This is a genomic window from Rhizobium sp. BK313, from assembly GCF_014193655.1.
Lineage (GTDB): Bacteria > Pseudomonadota > Alphaproteobacteria > Rhizobiales > Rhizobiaceae > Rhizobium.
Genome location: NZ_JACHZQ010000015.1, coordinates 19,341 through 34,302, shown reverse-complemented (window position 1 = coordinate 34,302; position 14,962 = coordinate 19,341). Strand labels below are relative to the sequence as shown.

General features: G+C 59.3%; 16 protein-coding genes. 4 read left to right on the top strand and 12 right to left on the bottom strand.

The features are described 5' to 3' along the window. The 7 genes from FHT86_RS36750 to FHT86_RS36720 all read right to left on the bottom strand — a co-directional run bounded on the left by FHT86_RS36750 (position 1) and on the right by FHT86_RS36720 (position 7,102). Positions 1-669, bottom strand: coding sequence for a phosphoribosylanthranilate isomerase (locus FHT86_RS36750; RefSeq protein ID WP_133708681.1), 669 nt, complete (start codon positions 667-669; stop codon positions 1-3). Positions 670-760: 91 nt separating this feature from the next. Continuing rightward, entirely contained in the window at positions 761-1,522 is a 762-nt protein-coding gene (locus FHT86_RS36745) for a M48 family metallopeptidase (protein ID WP_133708682.1), read from the bottom strand. Between the two features lie 90 nt (positions 1,523-1,612). Continuing rightward, a complete protein-coding gene (locus FHT86_RS36740; protein ID WP_133708683.1) occupies positions 1,613-2,050 on the bottom strand; it encodes a DUF2852 domain-containing protein in 438 nt (145 codons plus the stop codon). A gap of 158 nt (positions 2,051-2,208) precedes the next feature. Continuing rightward, on the bottom strand, positions 2,209-3,483 hold the full coding sequence (phaZ, locus tag FHT86_RS36735) for a polyhydroxyalkanoate depolymerase (protein WP_133709255.1): 1,275 nt from the start codon (positions 3,481-3,483) through the stop codon (positions 2,209-2,211). 207 nt (positions 3,484-3,690) lie between these two features. Beyond that, positions 3,691-4,533, bottom strand: a complete 843-nt coding sequence (locus FHT86_RS36730; RefSeq protein WP_133708684.1) for a fumarylacetoacetate hydrolase family protein — start codon at positions 4,531-4,533, stop codon at positions 3,691-3,693. 131 nt (positions 4,534-4,664) lie between these two features. Further along, entirely contained in the window at positions 4,665-6,083 is a 1,419-nt protein-coding gene (locus tag FHT86_RS36725; RefSeq protein ID WP_133708685.1) for a pyridoxal-dependent decarboxylase, read from the bottom strand. 65 nt (positions 6,084-6,148) lie between these two features. Continuing rightward, positions 6,149-7,102, bottom strand: a complete 954-nt coding sequence (locus FHT86_RS36720; RefSeq protein ID WP_133708686.1) for a glutathione S-transferase family protein — start codon at positions 7,100-7,102, stop codon at positions 6,149-6,151. 158 nt (positions 7,103-7,260) lie between these two features. Here FHT86_RS36720 and FHT86_RS36715 point away from each other — a divergent pair, with 158 nt between their 5' ends. Further along, positions 7,261-7,560 carry a DUF2218 domain-containing protein gene (locus tag FHT86_RS36715; protein WP_133708687.1) on the top strand — a complete coding sequence of 100 codons (300 nt, stop codon included), beginning with the start codon at positions 7,261-7,263 and terminating at the stop codon, positions 7,558-7,560. Between the two features lie 88 nt (positions 7,561-7,648). Further along, positions 7,649-8,248 carry a nitroreductase family protein gene (locus FHT86_RS36710; protein ID WP_133708688.1) on the top strand — a complete coding sequence of 200 codons (600 nt, stop codon included), beginning with the start codon at positions 7,649-7,651 and terminating at the stop codon, positions 8,246-8,248. A gap of 66 nt (positions 8,249-8,314) precedes the next feature. Here the strand turns inward: FHT86_RS36710 and gyrB are convergent, their stop codons facing one another. The 5 genes from gyrB to FHT86_RS36685 all read right to left on the bottom strand — a co-directional run bounded on the left by gyrB (position 8,315) and on the right by FHT86_RS36685 (position 13,658). Next, positions 8,315-10,747, bottom strand: a complete 2,433-nt coding sequence (gene gyrB, locus FHT86_RS36705; protein ID WP_133708689.1) for a DNA topoisomerase (ATP-hydrolyzing) subunit B — start codon at positions 10,745-10,747, stop codon at positions 8,315-8,317. 148 nt (positions 10,748-10,895) lie between these two features. After that, complete coding sequence (locus FHT86_RS36700) at positions 10,896-11,261, bottom strand: helix-turn-helix domain-containing protein (RefSeq protein ID WP_133708690.1); 366 nt, start codon at positions 11,259-11,261, stop codon at positions 10,896-10,898. Beyond that, positions 11,258-11,842 (bottom strand): Smr/MutS family protein, encoded by a 585-nt coding sequence (locus FHT86_RS36695; RefSeq protein ID WP_133708691.1) that lies wholly within the window; start codon positions 11,840-11,842, stop codon positions 11,258-11,260. Before FHT86_RS36695 ends, FHT86_RS36700 begins: the two co-directional genes overlap by 4 nt. Continuing rightward, complete coding sequence (locus FHT86_RS36690) at positions 11,842-12,960, bottom strand: murein transglycosylase A (protein WP_133708692.1); 1,119 nt, start codon at positions 12,958-12,960, stop codon at positions 11,842-11,844. Before FHT86_RS36690 ends, FHT86_RS36695 begins: the two co-directional genes overlap by 1 nt. Continuing rightward, positions 12,957-13,658, bottom strand: a complete 702-nt coding sequence (locus FHT86_RS36685; RefSeq protein WP_133708693.1) for a Tim44/TimA family putative adaptor protein — start codon at positions 13,656-13,658, stop codon at positions 12,957-12,959. Before FHT86_RS36685 ends, FHT86_RS36690 begins: the two co-directional genes overlap by 4 nt. A gap of 145 nt (positions 13,659-13,803) precedes the next feature. Between FHT86_RS36685 and FHT86_RS36680 the strand changes: the two genes are divergently transcribed. Together FHT86_RS36680 and secB are read left to right on the top strand one after the other, a co-directional pair. Beyond that, complete coding sequence (locus FHT86_RS36680; RefSeq protein WP_133708694.1) at positions 13,804-14,334, top strand: FxsA family protein; 531 nt, start codon at positions 13,804-13,806, stop codon at positions 14,332-14,334. Between the two features lie 95 nt (positions 14,335-14,429). After that, a complete protein-coding gene (gene secB / locus FHT86_RS36675; RefSeq protein ID WP_104821435.1) occupies positions 14,430-14,912 on the top strand; it encodes a protein-export chaperone SecB in 483 nt (160 codons plus the stop codon). Positions 14,913-14,962: the final 50 nt, after the last annotated feature.

Below are 14,962 nucleotides of genomic sequence, written 5' to 3'. Positions count from 1 at the left end.
TTAACTCCCTGCTGCCGGTTCCGGCAGGCATGCTTCTGCAACAGCGTCGAAAAACTGATCGATCTTCTTCAGATCCTTCACACCCGGCGCACTCTCAACGCCGGAAGAAGTATCGATGCCGGTGGCCTTGGTGGAGGTAAGCGCCAGCGCGACATTGTCCTTGTTCAAGCCTCCGGACAGCATGTAGTCGACGCGATCGTCGAGCCAGCTCATCAGGCTCCAGTCGAAGGACACACCGTTTCCGCCGGGCAGCTCTGCGCCGGCCGGCGGCTTAGCGTCGAACAGGAAGCGGTCGGCAATGCCGATATAGGCTTCGACCCGCTTCAGATCGTCGGCGTCACGCACCGGCATGGCCTTCATGACCGGCACATTATAGACCGCCTTGATCGTCAAGACACGTTCAGGGCTTTCATTACCATGGAGCTGCAGCAGATCCGGTCGCACCAGCGACATGATCTCGTCGAGATCGTCATTGGTCGGATTGACCGTTACGGCGACGATCTGCGCCTTGCCGCGGGCACGCTCTGCGAGCTGGCCGGCAAGGTCAGGTTCAATATAGCGCGGGCTCTTTTCGAAGAAGTTGAAGCCGATGTGGGTGGCGCCACGCTCAAGCGCGCGATCCACGGTTTCCGGCGTCTTCAGACCGCAAATTTTGATATCCGGGTTCATGGCAGCGGAGTGACACGAAATTTCAAAAGAGTCGAGCCTAAACGCGACGTGTGCTGGAATTTTACGCGCCTGGTAGGAAGCCAAACAGGGCTCAATCGAAGTCTATCGCATGCAACTGGCTGCCGTGACGCTTCAGCCAGGCCTTGGCCTCGTCCATATCGGGGCAGAGCTTGCGGCAGAGCGCCCAGAAGCGCGGGCCGTGGTTCATTTCGCGCAGATGCGCGACCTCGTGGGCGGCGAGATAGTCGATCACCAACGGCGGCGCCATGACGATGCGCCAGGAAAAGCTCAGGTTTCCCTCCGAGGAACAGGAACCCCAACGGCTGCGGGTATCCTTCATGCTGATGGAGGACACCGTCGCCCGGATTGCCCTTGCATGCACCGCGACCAGCTTTTCCAGATCGGCACGAGCCTCCTTCTTGAGGAAGGCCGCGATGCGCCGGCCGGCATGTTCCGGCAGGCCGCTGACGCGCAGAACCAGCACGCCATCGGCGGTGACCACCTCGGTCAGGCCGCGCAGGCTGCCGGTGTGCTCGATGCGATGGCGGACACCACGCAAAAGGATTTCACCGCCGCTCTGAAGACTGCCTCCGGTGGTGAATTTCGCAAGCTTGGTCAGTAGCCAGCCCTGATGCCGGTCGAGGAAGGCATTGACCTCACGGGCCGCCAGGCCGCGCGGAATAGTCATCTTCAGCGCTCGTCCGCCGGGCTCGATCCTGAGTGTGATCCGTGTCGCCCGCTCGTGCTGGCGGATGGTCAGAGGCATCAGCCGGCCCGCCACGTCCAACGTGCGCGTTTCCGGCGCGGGCGGCTTGGGAACAGGTCGACGGGATCTGGACGGAAGCGGAAACATGAAATGCAGTTTTATACGATTCGCGCGGGTTTCTGGCAAAGAAAAACCGGCATCGCCGGATGCCGGTTTTGACTGGATAAGCTGTCGCGACTACGGCGTCTGGAATTCGGAAGCCGGGCCGTTATCATCGTTGCGCTTCACGTTGTTACGGTCGCGCATGAAACGGTCGAACTCTTCCTGATCCTTGGCGCGGCGAAGTTCGCGGACATAGGTGTCGAACTCGGCGCGCATTTCATCGAGTTTGCGGCGCTCTTCTTCGAGGCGCTCCAGCTCTGCCCGGCGCCAATCGTCGAAGGCGACATTGCCGGTGGAGAAATGCTGGCGATAACGGCCGCGATGGCGGCCGCAGCCGGCAAACATGCCGTCGGCCTTCTGGTTCACATCCCGTTTGAAATCTCTCAGGCGTTCGCCGAAGAGAATATAGGCAAGCATGGCGAGACCCAGAGGCCAGAAGACCACGAAGCCAAGTATCATCAGGGCAATGGTAGCCGGAGTCCAATCCGGGCGAAGCAATGCTGACTGGTTCATCGTGAGGTATCCTCGCAGTAAGGCGGCCCGGCCACATGCCGAACCGCTGGAATCGAGATGGTAACCTCTTCGTGAGCCTTCAATGCCATTTGCCGGGAAAATCGGACAAGCCCTTGAATCCGGCCCAATAATTCAACAAAAGCTAATTCTTTGCAATTTCAGGCGGATTTGCCGCCTTTGATCACACGCTTGACGACCGGCCTGCCGGTGCGGGCATGTTCGCGGGTGAAAGCGACAATACGTGGCGCGATTTCGCGGCGGAAGCGCGAACCGTTGAAGACGCCATAGTGGCCGACATCGGGCTGCAGATAGTGCATCCGCATATCGTCGGGAATGTTGGTGCAGATGGTCTGTGCCGCCTTGGTCTGACCGACGCCGGAAATGTCGTCGTTTTCGCCTTCGACCGTCAGCAGCGCGACATTACGGATCGCGGTGGGATCGACGAGTTGGCCGCGATGCGTCAGCTCGCCCTTTGGCAGCGCATGCTTCATGAACACCTGATCGACGGTCTGCAGGTAGAATTCCGCCGTCAGATCCATGACCGCCAGATATTCGTCGTAGAAGTCGCGGTGCTTCTCCGGCTCGCCATCATTCTTGACGAGGTGCATGAAGAAGTCCTTGTGCGCGATCATATGCCGGTCGAGGTTCATCGACATGAAGCCGGAAAGCTGCAGGAAGCCGGGATAGACCGGGCGCATGAAGCCGGGCTGCGGCCAGGGCACGCTCATGATGACATTGTCGGCGAACCACTCCAGCGGCCTGTCCTTGGCGAGCTGGTTAACCGCTGTCGGATTGATGCGGGTGTCGATCGGGCCGCCCATCAGCGTCATCGACGAGGGCGACAGCCGATCGCCAGCCGCTTCCATCACCGCGGCTGCGGCCAGAACCGGCACGGAGGGCTGACAGACGGCAATGACATGGGTGTCCGGCCCGAGATGGTGCAGCATCTCGATGACGTAATCGATGTAATCTTCCAGATCGAAGGTACCTTCGGTCATCGGCACCATGCGAGCATCGATCCAGTCGGTGATGTAGATGTCGGCGCTCGGCAACAGGGCTTCCACGGTGCCGCGCAGCAGGGTCGCATAGTGGCCAGACATCGGCGCGACGATGAGGATGCGTGGATCGCTGCCATGGCCGGCAGGCAGGCTGCGCTCGAAGTGGATCAGATTGCAGAAAGGCTTCTTCCAGACGATCTTTTCATAGACAGAAACCGGCTTGCCGTCGATCGAGGTCTCATGCAGCCCGAATTCCGGCTTGCCGTAGCGCCGGGTGGTGCGCTCGAAAACTTCGAGACTAGCCGTCATCGTGCGGCCAAGCATCGTATGGGAAAGGGGATTGAGGGGATTGGCATAGGCGAGACGCATCATGTCGGCGGCGGCGCGGAAGGGTGCGAGGGCGGCATGATTGAGTTCATAGAGCTGATAAAACATAAGAAGCATTACCTTTCGAGGTGATCAGACGAAGAACGCTCCCCACATGCGCGACCTCATCCTTTAAGCTCTTACTATCGAGACTAACAGTTTTTGTTGCACGGCAATATAACCCCGCGCAGTTCTTACGTGTGAAAATGCCGGAGAATCGCTCTCCGGCATCAAAAATGGTCTCAAAACGTTAAAGTTCCTGACCGTGCACGTTCATCAAGCGTCAGCGTGGAAGGTTTGGCGCTGCGTGCCGAGGCCTTCCATACCGAGTTCGACGACATCGCCGGGCTTCAAATATTGCGGCGGCTTCATGCCCATGCCGACGCCCGGAGGCGTGCCGGTGGAGATGACATCGCCGGGGTGCAGCGACATGAACTGGCTGAGATAGGAGACGAGGTAAGCAACGCCGTAGACCATGGTCTTGGTGGAGCCGTTCTGCATCATCTTGCCGTTGACCTTCAGCCACATGCCGAGATTCTGCGGATCGGCGACTTCATCCTTGGTGACAAGCCACGGACCGATCGGCCCAAAGGTGTCGCAGGACTTGCCCTTGGTCCACTGTCCCGAACGCTCGGTCTGGAAGGCGCGTTCCGAGACGTCATGCGAGACGCAATAGCCAGCGACGTAATCCAGCGCATCGGCTTCGCTGACATACTTTGCCGTCTTGCCGATGACGACGCCGAGCTCGACTTCCCAGTCGGTCTTTTCCGAGCCGCGCGGGATCAGCACGTTGTCGTTCGGGCCGACGATGGCCGAGGTGGCCTTCATAAAGATGATGGGTTCCGGCGGCACGGTGGCGCCGGTCTCGGCGGCGTGGTCGGAGAAATTCAGGCCGATGCAGATGAATTTGCCGGTGCCGGCGACACAAGCACCGATGCGGCCCTCGGCCAATTCCGGCAGGCTCTTCGGATCGAGCGCGGCGATCTTCGCCAGACTGGCAGGCGAAATTGCTTCACCGCCGATATCAGCGACATGAGCCGAGAGATCGCGGATCTTGCCGTCGCTATCCAGAAGCGCCGGCTTTTCCTTGCCGGCATCGCCAACACGCAACAATTTCATAGGTCTTCCTTCCCTGCATTTTCAAAGACGAGATTGGTTTCACCATATATGAACGAATTATTCACCAGTGTCACCCATCGATTTGGCAGCATAACACGTCTTGTTTACCCGCGTTGGAACAACAGCTTTTCCTATGCGGACGGCAAAGATCGTGCAATTTCAACGATCGTGGCGAAGGCCATATCGACATCTTCCGCCGTCGTCTCGAATTGCCCGGCCTGAAAGCGAATGACCAATCGGCCACGCACCCTCGTCTGGGTCAGATAGAGGCGGCCGTCGTTGTTGATGGCGGCAATCAGGCGCTGAGTGTGACTTTCCTGATCAGCGCCGGCAGACGCTTTGTGATCGAAGGAGAAGAGCGACAGGAATGGCTGAGTGACGATCTCGAAATCCGGTTCGGCTGCCAGACGCTTTGCCAGCGTCTGCGACCAAGCGACGTGGTTGCGTATCATTGTCCGCAAGCCTTCGAGCCCGTGATAGCGCAGCAGAAACCAGAGCTTCAGCGCGCGGAAGCGACGGCCGAGCGGCACCGACCATTCGGAATAATTGATGATGCCGTCGTGGCCATGGGTACGCAGATATTCGGGATGGATGGCCAGCGTGCGCACCAGGGATTCTGGCTCGCGGACGAACTGGACCGAGCAATCGAACTGGGCGCCAAGCCATTTGTGCGGATTGAAGACGACGGAATCGGCCTTCTCGACACCCTGCCATAGCTCCCGGAATTCCGGGCAGATCATCGCCGAGCCGGCCCAGGCGGCGTCGACATGCACGTAAAGTCCATAACGGTGCGCCATCTCGACGACCGCTGCGATATCGTCGCAGGCGCCGGTGCTGGTGCCGCCGACACAGGCGATCACGCCAGCTGGCAGCAGGCCCGCTGCGCGATCTCGCTCGATCGCAGCCGCTAGTGCTTGCGTGTCCATGGCGCTGTCCGGGCCGCCGGAGGGAATGCGGACCAGGTTCTCCGCACCGATGCCGGAAATCCAGATGGCACGATCGATCGAGGTGTGAACCTGGTCGGTGGAATAGATTCGCACCGCCTTGTTCGCCGCGAGGCCCTGGCTGTTGCCTTGCCAGTCGAGCACCCTTTCGCGCATGACCAGAACGGCGGCGAGCGTCGCCGTCGACGCGGAATCCTGAATGACGCCGGTGAAACTGTCGGGAAGGCCAAGGCCTTGGCGCAGCCAGTCGACCACCTTGGTTTCCAGCTCGGTGGCAGAGGGCGAGGTCTGCCAGAGCATGCATTGGGCGGCGATCACGCTGACCAGATATTCGGCGATGACCGAGACCGGGGCGGCATTGGCGGGGAAATAGGCAAAGAAGCGCGGATGCTGCCAATGCGTCATGCCGGGAACGAGGATATCCTCAAAATCCTTGAAGATATCCTCCATCGCTTCGCCGGATTCAGGGGGTGAATCAGCAATATGTGCAGCGATTTCGCCTGGCGCCGTCTGCGCCCGCACAGGCCGGTCGCGCAGCGACGCGCGATAGTCCGCACCCCAATCTGCTGCCTTTTCCGACCAGCGTCGAAACTCCTCCCAATCCATGACCACCCTCCTCATTCTATCAAAGCGAGGCGGACCTTAGACGGGTTTTCGGAGACGGTCGAGTATCAGAAAAGCTCGTCCAGCGCCGGGCCGACCGGCACGATTCCCGTCGGGTTAAGGGCTGCGATGGAATAGTAGCCGCGCTTGATATGGTCGAAGCTGACGGTCTCGGCGACACCTGGCCAGTCAAGCATGCGGCGGCAGAAGGCTTGGAGATTGGCATAGTCCGACAGGCGCCGGAGATTGCATTTGAACAGGCCATGATAAGCAAGATCGAAGCGGACGAGCGTGACGAAAAGCCTGATGTCGCTTTCGGTCGGATGCTTGGCAAAGAGAAAGTCTCTGCCTTCCAGCTCGCTTTCAACCCAATCCAGGCAATCGAAAACATCGCGGAAAGCCTCTTCATAGGCGATCTGTGTCGTTGCGAAACCGGCGCGGTAAACGCCGTTGTTGAGGGCGGGATAGATACGGGCGTTGAAAGCATCGATGTCTTCGCGCTTGCCTGCCGGATAAAGATCGATCGTATGGCTGGCGAGATCACCAAAACCGTCGTTCAGCATACGCAGGATATCGGCGGATTCATTGTTGACGATCGTGCCCTTCCGCTTGTCCCAGAGTACCGGCACAGTGGCTCGACCGGAGAAGAGCGGATCGGCCCTGGTATAGATTTCATGCATATAGGTGGCGCCGTTGATCGGATCGTCGGTTGCGCCGGGATAGTCGCCGAACCGCCAGCCTTGCTTGGTCAAGGCCGGCTCGACCACCGATACGGAAATGACATCCTCCAAACCCTTCAGCTTGCGGCCGATCAGAGTGCGCGAGGCCCAGGGACAGGTGAGAGCGACATAAAGATGATAACGGCCGGTTTGGGCAGCAAAACCACCCTCACCCGTCGAGCCCGGTTGCCCATCCGGCGTCACCCAATTGCGGAAGCTCGACGTCTGGCGAACGAAGCCGCCTTTCGCATCCTTGGCCTGGACCGGCTGCCAGTCTTCCATCCACTTTCCGTTCACCAGCAAGGTTGTCTCCAATTCGCGCGCGTTATCCTATTAGGGGATCATAGCGAAATCGCGTTTCACCGAAATAACGCAATGTTGAAACAGACTGTCTACCTCGCAAGGCCAGATACGATTATACGGAAAACTTGTCCGTTATATTCCAGTTATTGGAGCGCCACATGCCAACATCCGTTTCGACCGTAAAAACAGACCATGCCAGCCGCTATCTTCAGCAGCTCTGCAAGCACTGGAGCCACAGATTCGCGGTGGAATTCAATGAGGCCGCCGGAAAGGTGCCATTCAGCCCCGAAACCTCCGTCGAGTTCGTGGCCGACGCTTCCACTTTGCTGATGACCTTGCACGTCGAAAATCCACAGGACCTCGAACGCATGCAGAATGTGGTGGTCGACCACCTGAAGCGATTCGCCTTCCGCGAAGAGCTCGACGTGGACTGGACTGTAGATACAAGCAGGGTATAGGTTTGCTTCGCATCCCCCCAAAGGCCAGTCGCCCGGTCCGCTCCCAACGACCGGCTGCGACCACCTTCCTTCAAATGGAAAGAACCCCATGACATCAAGCAATTCCCGCGAATCGCAATATCCGATCGACAAGCTTTTCCTCGACCGTTGGTCGCCACGCGCTTACGCCAACGAAACCATGCCGGAAGCCGACCTGCTGACCATGCTGGAAGCCGCGCATTGGGCTCCGTCCTCCTCCAACTTGCAACCATGGCGCTTCGTCTACGCGCTGCGCGGCTCGGAAAATTGGGACAAGTTCCTGAGCCTGTTGGTGGAATTCAACCAGGGCTGGGTCAAGTCCGCCGCTGCCCTTCTTTTTGTCGTTTCGCGCACCCATAACGGCGAGCTCGGTTCTGCGGAGCAGAAGCCGAACTACAGCCATTCCTTCGATGCCGGCACGGCTTGGGGCTTTCTGGCGATGCAGGCGCATCTGGCCGGCTACGAAGCGCATGGCATGACCGGTTTCCATGTAGACAAAGCCTATGAGGTTCTCGGCATTCCCGATGGCTTCCGCGTCGAAGCCGCCGTTGCGATCGGCAAAATCGGTGACAAGAACCAGCTTCCGGAAAAGCTTAGGGAACGCGAAGTGCCGAGCCAGCGCAAGCCGCTTTCCGAGCTCGCCTTTAACGGCACCTTCATCGCCAAGTAGTTGATATCAAAATGAAAAGGCCCGCCTGAAGATCAGGCGGGCCTTTTTTATTTCCGAAATTGGTAACTAAATATCGAGGTTCGCGACGCTTAGCGCGTTGTCCTGGATGAATTCGCGCCGGGGTTCGACTTCATCACCCATGAGCCGCGCAAACAAACCGTCAGCGTCGGTGGCATCATTAACCCTGACCTGCAGCAGCGAGCGGACGTTCGGATCGAGCGTCGTTTCCCAAAGCTGTTCGGCATTCATCTCGCCGAGGCCCTTGTAGCGCTGCATGGTGAGACCCTTGCGCCCGCTGGCGAAGATCGTCTCCAGCAGCATACGCGGGCCGGAAATTTCGGTCTCGCCGTCACGGCGCCCGAGCTTCGGGGGCAGATCGTAGATATCCTTGAGGCGCGAGCCGATCTGATCGATATGGCGCGCATCCTGCGAGCCGATCAGCGCCATGTCGAGAACGACGACTTCCTTGACGCCGCGCACCATGCGCTCGAAACGCAAGCCGCCTTCGCTGGTAAGCACACCCTCCCAGCCGCGCTCGGTCTCTTCGGCAATGATATCGAGCCGTTTGGCGACGTTTTTCACCAATTCCTCGGCACGAGCCGGGTCGCTGATGAGCTCCGCATTGAGAGCGCCGGCAATCGCCGCTTGTTCGACCACCGCGCGGTTATAGCGAGAATGCAGATTTTCAAGCAGCGTGCGCAGACGCAGAGCATCGAAAATGACCTCTCGCAGATCCTGGCCGGCGCGAACTTCGCCGGTGCCGAGCTGCAAGCTGACATCCTCGAGGCCCTGGCCGATCAGGTATTCTTCCAGCGCCTTCTCATCCTTCACATATTGCACCGACTTGCCGCGCGTCACCTTATAGAGCGGCGGCTGCGCGATATAGATGTGGCCGCGCTCGATGAGCTCCGGCATCTGCCGGAAAAAGAAGGTGAGCAGCAACGTGCGAATATGGGCGCCGTCGACATCGGCGTCCGTCATGATGATGATCTTGTGATAGCGCAGCTTGTCGGCGTTGAACTCGTCCTTGCCGATGCCGGTACCGAGCGCGGTGATCAGCGTGCCGATTTCCTGGCTCGACAGCATCTTGTCGAAACGTGCGCGTTCGACATTGAGGATCTTGCCGCGCAGGGGCAGGATCGCCTGGTTTTCGCGCGAACGGCCCTGTTTGGCAGAACCGCCCGCTGAATCACCCTCGACCAGGAAGACTTCGGACTTGGCAGGATCGCGTTCAGAGCAATCGGCAAGCTTGCCGGGCAGCGAGGCGATATCGAGCGCGCCCTTGCGCCGGGTCAACTCACGCGCCTTGCGGGCGGCTTCGCGGGCGGCGGCGGCTTCAACCACCTTGCCGACTAGGATCTTCGCATCGGACGGATGCTCCTCCAGCCAGGTGCTCAGTGCCTCGTTGACAAGGCTTTCGACCACCGGTCGGACTTCCGACGAGACCAGCTTATCCTTGGTCTGCGAGGAGAATTTCGGATCCGGAACTTTTACCGAAAGCACAGCCGTCAGGCCTTCGCGGCAGTCGTCACCGGTCAGCGTCACCTTCTCCCTCTTGGTGATCCCAGACGTATCAGCATAGGAGGTGATCTGGCGCGTCAGCGCGCCACGGAAACCGGCCATATGAGTGCCGCCATCGCGCTGCGGGATGTTGTTAGTGAAGCAGAGCACGTTTTCGTGGTAGCTGTCGTTCCACCACATCGCCACCTCGACCGTGATGCCATCCTTTTCGCCACGGATGGAAACCGGCTTTTCGACCAGCGGCTTCTTGGCGCGGTCGAGATAGGCAACGAAGGCCTCAAGGCCGCCGTCATAGAGCATCTCTTCCTGCCTGATGTCGGAATGGCGCTTGTCGGTGAGGAGAATGCGAACGCCGGAGTTCAGGAAGGCGAGTTCGCGCAGGCGATGCTCCAGCGTGCCATAGTCGAATTCCGTCATGGTGAACGTCAATGTGCTCGGCATGAAGCTGACTTCGGTGCCGGTCTCGGTGGCATCGCCCGTCTCGCGCAGCGGCGCATCGGCGACGCCATGCGTAAAGCTCATTTCGTGGATCTTGCCCTGGCGGCGGATTTTCAGTTTCAGCCAGACGGACAGCGCGTTGACGACGGAGACCCCGACGCCATGCAGGCCGCCGGAGACCTTATAGGAGTTCTGGTCGAACTTACCGCCGGCATGTAGCTGGGTCATGATGACTTCGGCTGCGGAAATGCCTTCACCGGTATGGATATCCGTCGGGATGCCGCGGCCGTTGTCGGTGACGGTCACCGAGCCATCGGGATTGAGTGTCACCGTGACGATGTCGGCATGGCCGGCCAACGCCTCGTCGATGGCGTTGTCGACGACCTCATAAACCATGTGATGCAGGCCAGAGCCGTCATCCGTGTCGCCGATGTACATGCCGGGACGCTTACGCACCGCATCAAGGCCCTTAAGAACCTTGATGGAATCTGCGCCATACTCGGCATTACCGCCGTTTTCGGTTACGGATGTGTCGGTCATTTATTGAAGTCTTTCCAGTGTTTTAGAGAACACCGCCGATCTCTACCGAATCAGCAGTTCTTCTTTCCCTGAATATAGGATGTTTCACCCCGAACTTCCAAACGGAAGGCCCCCATATCAGGCATAAAGCAGGGGATTAAGGCGGTTTTCAGCCGCTTTTACCGGCATTTTCGAGAACCAGGGACAGTTCCCTAATTGTCGCCGCATCGAGACTGCGAATCCGGCCTGCCAAGCGATTGACCAGGGCCGTATATTCGGGCGCTAGGCCCGAGGTATCGATGACGACACGCGGGTCGGAAAAGCGCGCCAGCAGGAACAATTCTTCTGCCTCGTCCCAGATGATGTTGAAGTATCCGGCTATGCGCTGCAGCAGATCGAAGGTCGGTGTGCCGCGCTTTCCATGTTCTAAGGCAGATAAATAAGCCGGAGTCACGTTCAGGGCCGCGGCCATTTCCTTCTGCGAGACACCTTTTCGCGCCCTGAGTTTTCTCACCGCTTCGCCGAACGGGGTCACAGCCTGTCCCCTTTCAGTCGCGACAGGCGGATATAGAGGGCGCCGTCGCCGCCATGGTGCTGCGCCGCGGTCTCGTAAGAGGAGATCAGGAAGCGGAATTCGGGCTTCGAAAACCACATCGGTACGGCGCGCTTCAAGGCGCCCTCGCTGCCCATGGAACTGCCCTTGCCGGTGATGACGAGCACGTGGCGAAGACCGCGTTGATGTGCCCGGAGGAGGAAATCCAGAAGCATGGCATGCGCTTCGCTCTGGATCAGCCCGTGGAGGTCGATCCGCGCTTCCAGCGCCAGCCGGCCCTTGGCGATCTTGCGCTTGACCGGCCGCTCCAGCGGCTGGTGTGTGCCGGAAGGCTGTTTTGCCGGTGGCGGCGAAATTTGCGGATCGGTGGACGCTGCCGTGACTCTCGCCTTTTCGGCGCGTGCGGTTTCCTCAGCCTGCGCCTCCGCCGCCAGAACCTCGTCGAAAGCCTCTATATCGGCAAGTCGCTCCGGCAATGGCCGGGTGCTTTTCGCGACTTTGCCCCAGAGGATGCGTTCGTCCGTGCTGAGCTTTCGTTCCTTGGTTTGTCGATCTGAAGCCATCAGCCGAACCTCTGAGCTGCCGCCTTCGGAACCAATATATAAAAATCCGCGTCGTTGCGCACGGTACCGGCAAGCTCTCCGGCATCGTAGCCGGAACCGGTAAAGATATCTCCGCGCGCCGGGCCGACGATCGCCGAGCCGGTGTCGAGCGCCAGCATCAGCCGCCCAAAAGGCTTGCCGCCATCGAGATGCGTCAGGCTTTCCGACTGGATGAAGAAAGGGAAGCCGAAGGTGTGGATCAGGCGATCGACCGCCAGCGAGCGGCCGGCGACCAACGGCACCTTCGCCGCTGCGATCGGACCAAGCGCCGGATCGCTGACATCGGCCTCGCGGAAGAAAATATAGGACCTGTTATGCCACAGGACCTGATCGACCTCCTGCGGATGAGCATAGAGCCAATCGCGGATCGTCTGCATCGAAATCGTCGCGCGGTCGAGTACACCGCGCTCGATCAGCAGACGGCCGACAGCCGAGAACGGATGGCCGGCCTTGGCGGCATAGGTAATGCGGCCCATGCGCCCATCGGGATAGCGCAGCCTCGCGGCGCCCTGCACATGCACGAAGAAGACATCCACCTTGGACTTCGCCCAGGCAATCTCCAGGCCCCTGCCCTCGAGACAACCGCGATCGATCTCACCACGGTCGGGATAGGCGGAGACGGTGCCGTTGTCCAAGCGACCAAACATATAGGACGAATCGAGCTCCGCGGGTCTGCTCCCATCATCCAGATCGATCAGATCGTCCGGGCGGCGATAGAAGGGATAGCAATAGATCTCGTCCGGCGTCGCGGAAACTGCGATCTCCGGCTCGTAGAAGGCGGTCACGAAACCCCTGACGCCGTCGCCGCGGCGAATGAAGAAGGGCCGGCAGCGTTGCTCGAAAAACGCTCGGGCTTCGGCCGCGTCCTTCGGCTCGCAATCCTTTGCATCATCGAGCAAGGTGAGGAGATCACTTGCGGTCAAACCGGTAGCACCGGTGCGGTAAGGCTTCACGTCCCTGATATAAGCCCGACAGTCCTTCATGGCACGAAAAAGGCCGGAGGGATCGTCGTCCTTCCAGCCCTTCAGATCGGCGAAGGTTGCCGGCTCAAGCCTGAAATCCTGCGATGGAGTCGTCATTGTTCGGATTCGGTCGCCACGAGTTTCCAGTTCGGATCGCGCGAACGGCTGTCGCGGGCAAAGGTCCAGAGATCGCTGATCTCGGCCACGGCTTCGGCATCACCATCGATAAGCGTGTCGGTCTTGTCGTAGGTCGCCGAAATCATCTGGCTGACGATACGCATCGTCACGAAAGCTTCCGTCCCCTTCATCTCAGCGCTGACGATGTCGGCCTTGTCGATGCCGACAAAAGTTGACTTCACCTTTTCACCTTTGGTCTCGCGCTCGGTAATGGCAGCGTCGAAACCCTCATAGACCTCTCGCGACAACAGACCCTTCAGCGCCTTGCGGTCGCCATCGGCAAACGCCATGACGATCATCTCGTAGGCCATGCGCGCCCCGTTGACGAATTCCTTCGGATTGAAGGTGGGGTCGGCCTTGCTGAGTTCGCGCAACGAATCATTGAGCGCCGTACCGGCTGCCGCAAAGGCGTCGATGGCGGCAAAGCGGTCTTCATCCTCCGCCGCATCGCGGCGCGGCAGGGTCACCACCTTGCCGGCATCGGGCACAGTCGGACCGGTAGCCGAATCGGGAGAACCATAGAGATCGCGCGGCGGCTTCTCATTCCCCGTGCGGCGGCCAAGGACGCTACGCAGCTGAAAGAAGATCAGCACCGCCGCCACCAGGAAAAAGATCGTCACAAAGTCGTTTGCACCCATCTCGTGTCGGAACCACCGTTAAAATTGAGAGTTTCAATCCCCATATAGTCCGCATCCATCTATCATTCAAATAGCGGACTGGTATCTTTATTATGCGCGATGGACTAACGCTAAGCATATAAGCCCGCTTCCAGGACACGTTAACATGCGCCTATCCCTTGTTCCTATCTTCGTCTTTCTGATGCCGCTTGCCGAAATCGCCGGTTTCATCATCGTCGGCAAGATGGTCGGCGTCTGGGCAACATTGGCGCTGGTCATCCTCAGCGCCCTATTGGGCGCTGCCCTTCTCAGAATCCAGGGCATCGGCATCCTGCAGCGCATTTCGGCCGAGAGCCGCAACGGTGGCGACCCCGGACGCGAGATGGTGCATGGCGCCATGATCGTCGTTGCCGCATTCCTCTTGATGCTGCCCGGCTTCATTTCTGATATTATCGGATTGCTGCTCTTCATTCCGGCGGTGCGTGAACTCGCCTGGAAGGTCCTGCGGAAACGCATCGTCGTTCTGGGCGGCTCGCGCGCCTTCAGACATGGAACTGGGCAAGGCCCGAACCAAGGTCCCAGCCCCAAAACCCGGCCGCGCGGAGCGGGAGGCGTTGTCGATCTCGATGAGACCGATTTTCATCGCGAGCCCAATCGCAACTCGCCTTGGTCTGATCAAAAACGCCTTGAAGAATAGGCCAAAGCGGCCGAAAATGGCCGGAGCCTCAAGGGTTGTAAGCCCTTATTCGAAATGCTAGATGGCGACACCCATTGACGTCAGAGGAAACCCCCATGGCCAACGAGAACAGCGGCAACGGTGCAGCCAGCCCGAGCCTTTCCATCCTTGCTCAATACACCAAGGATCTTTCCTTCGAAAATCCTGGTGCTCCGCGCTCGCTGCAGGCCCGGGAAAACGCCCCCGATATAAACATCAATGTTAACGTCAACGCCAACCCGCTGTCTGAATCGGATTTCGACGTCGTGTTGACGCTGAATGCCGAGGCGAAGGACGGTGAACGGGTTCTCTTCCACACCGAGCTGGTCTATGGCGGCGTTTTCCGCGTCACCGGTTTCCCGCAGGAACACATGCTGCCGCTGCTCTTCATCGAGTGCCCACGCCTGCTGTTCCCCTTCGCCCGTCAGATCATCGCCGACGTCACCCGCAATGGCGGCTTCCCGCCACTGATGATCGATCCTATTGATTTCGCGCAGATGTTCACACAGCGTGTCGCCGAAGAACAGGCCCGCGCCCAGGTCGAAGCGGTTCCGAACTAAGCTTCTGTCTATTCCATCGATGGAAATAAAAATGCCCGGATTGCGATTCG

What these genes read in the sequence shown, in the direction of transcription:
- FHT86_RS36745 (WP_133708682.1), bottom strand. Translation starts at nt 1,522, where the DNA reads ATGTTTCCGCTTCCGTCCAGATCCCGTCGACCTGTTCCCAAGCCGCCC.
- FHT86_RS36685 (WP_133708693.1), bottom strand. Translation starts at nt 13,658, where the DNA reads ATGGGTGCAAACGACTTTGTGACGATCTTTTTCCTGGTGGCGGCGGTG.
- FHT86_RS36680 (WP_133708694.1), top strand. Translation starts at nt 13,804, where the DNA reads ATGCGCCTATCCCTTGTTCCTATCTTCGTCTTTCTGATGCCGCTTGCC.
- FHT86_RS36710 (WP_133708688.1), top strand. Translation starts at nt 7,649, where the DNA reads ATGACATCAAGCAATTCCCGCGAATCGCAATATCCGATCGACAAGCTT.
- phaZ (WP_133709255.1), bottom strand. Translation starts at nt 3,483, where the DNA reads ATGTTTTATCAGCTCTATGAACTCAATCATGCCGCCCTCGCACCCTTC.
- FHT86_RS36725 (WP_133708685.1), bottom strand. Translation starts at nt 6,083, where the DNA reads ATGGATTGGGAGGAGTTTCGACGCTGGTCGGAAAAGGCAGCAGATTGG.
- FHT86_RS36715 (WP_133708687.1), top strand. Translation starts at nt 7,261, where the DNA reads ATGCCAACATCCGTTTCGACCGTAAAAACAGACCATGCCAGCCGCTAT.
- FHT86_RS36750 (WP_133708681.1), bottom strand. Translation starts at nt 669, where the DNA reads ATGAACCCGGATATCAAAATTTGCGGTCTGAAGACGCCGGAAACCGTG.
- secB (WP_104821435.1), top strand. Translation starts at nt 14,430, where the DNA reads ATGGCCAACGAGAACAGCGGCAACGGTGCAGCCAGCCCGAGCCTTTCC.
- gyrB (WP_133708689.1), bottom strand. Translation starts at nt 10,747, where the DNA reads ATGACCGACACATCCGTAACCGAAAACGGCGGTAATGCCGAGTATGGC.
- FHT86_RS36740 (WP_133708683.1), bottom strand. Translation starts at nt 2,050, where the DNA reads ATGAACCAGTCAGCATTGCTTCGCCCGGATTGGACTCCGGCTACCATT.
- FHT86_RS36690 (WP_133708692.1), bottom strand. Translation starts at nt 12,960, where the DNA reads ATGACGACTCCATCGCAGGATTTCAGGCTTGAGCCGGCAACCTTCGCC.
- FHT86_RS36730 (WP_133708684.1), bottom strand. Translation starts at nt 4,533, where the DNA reads ATGAAATTGTTGCGTGTTGGCGATGCCGGCAAGGAAAAGCCGGCGCTT.
- FHT86_RS36695 (WP_133708691.1), bottom strand. Translation starts at nt 11,842, where the DNA reads ATGGCTTCAGATCGACAAACCAAGGAACGAAAGCTCAGCACGGACGAA.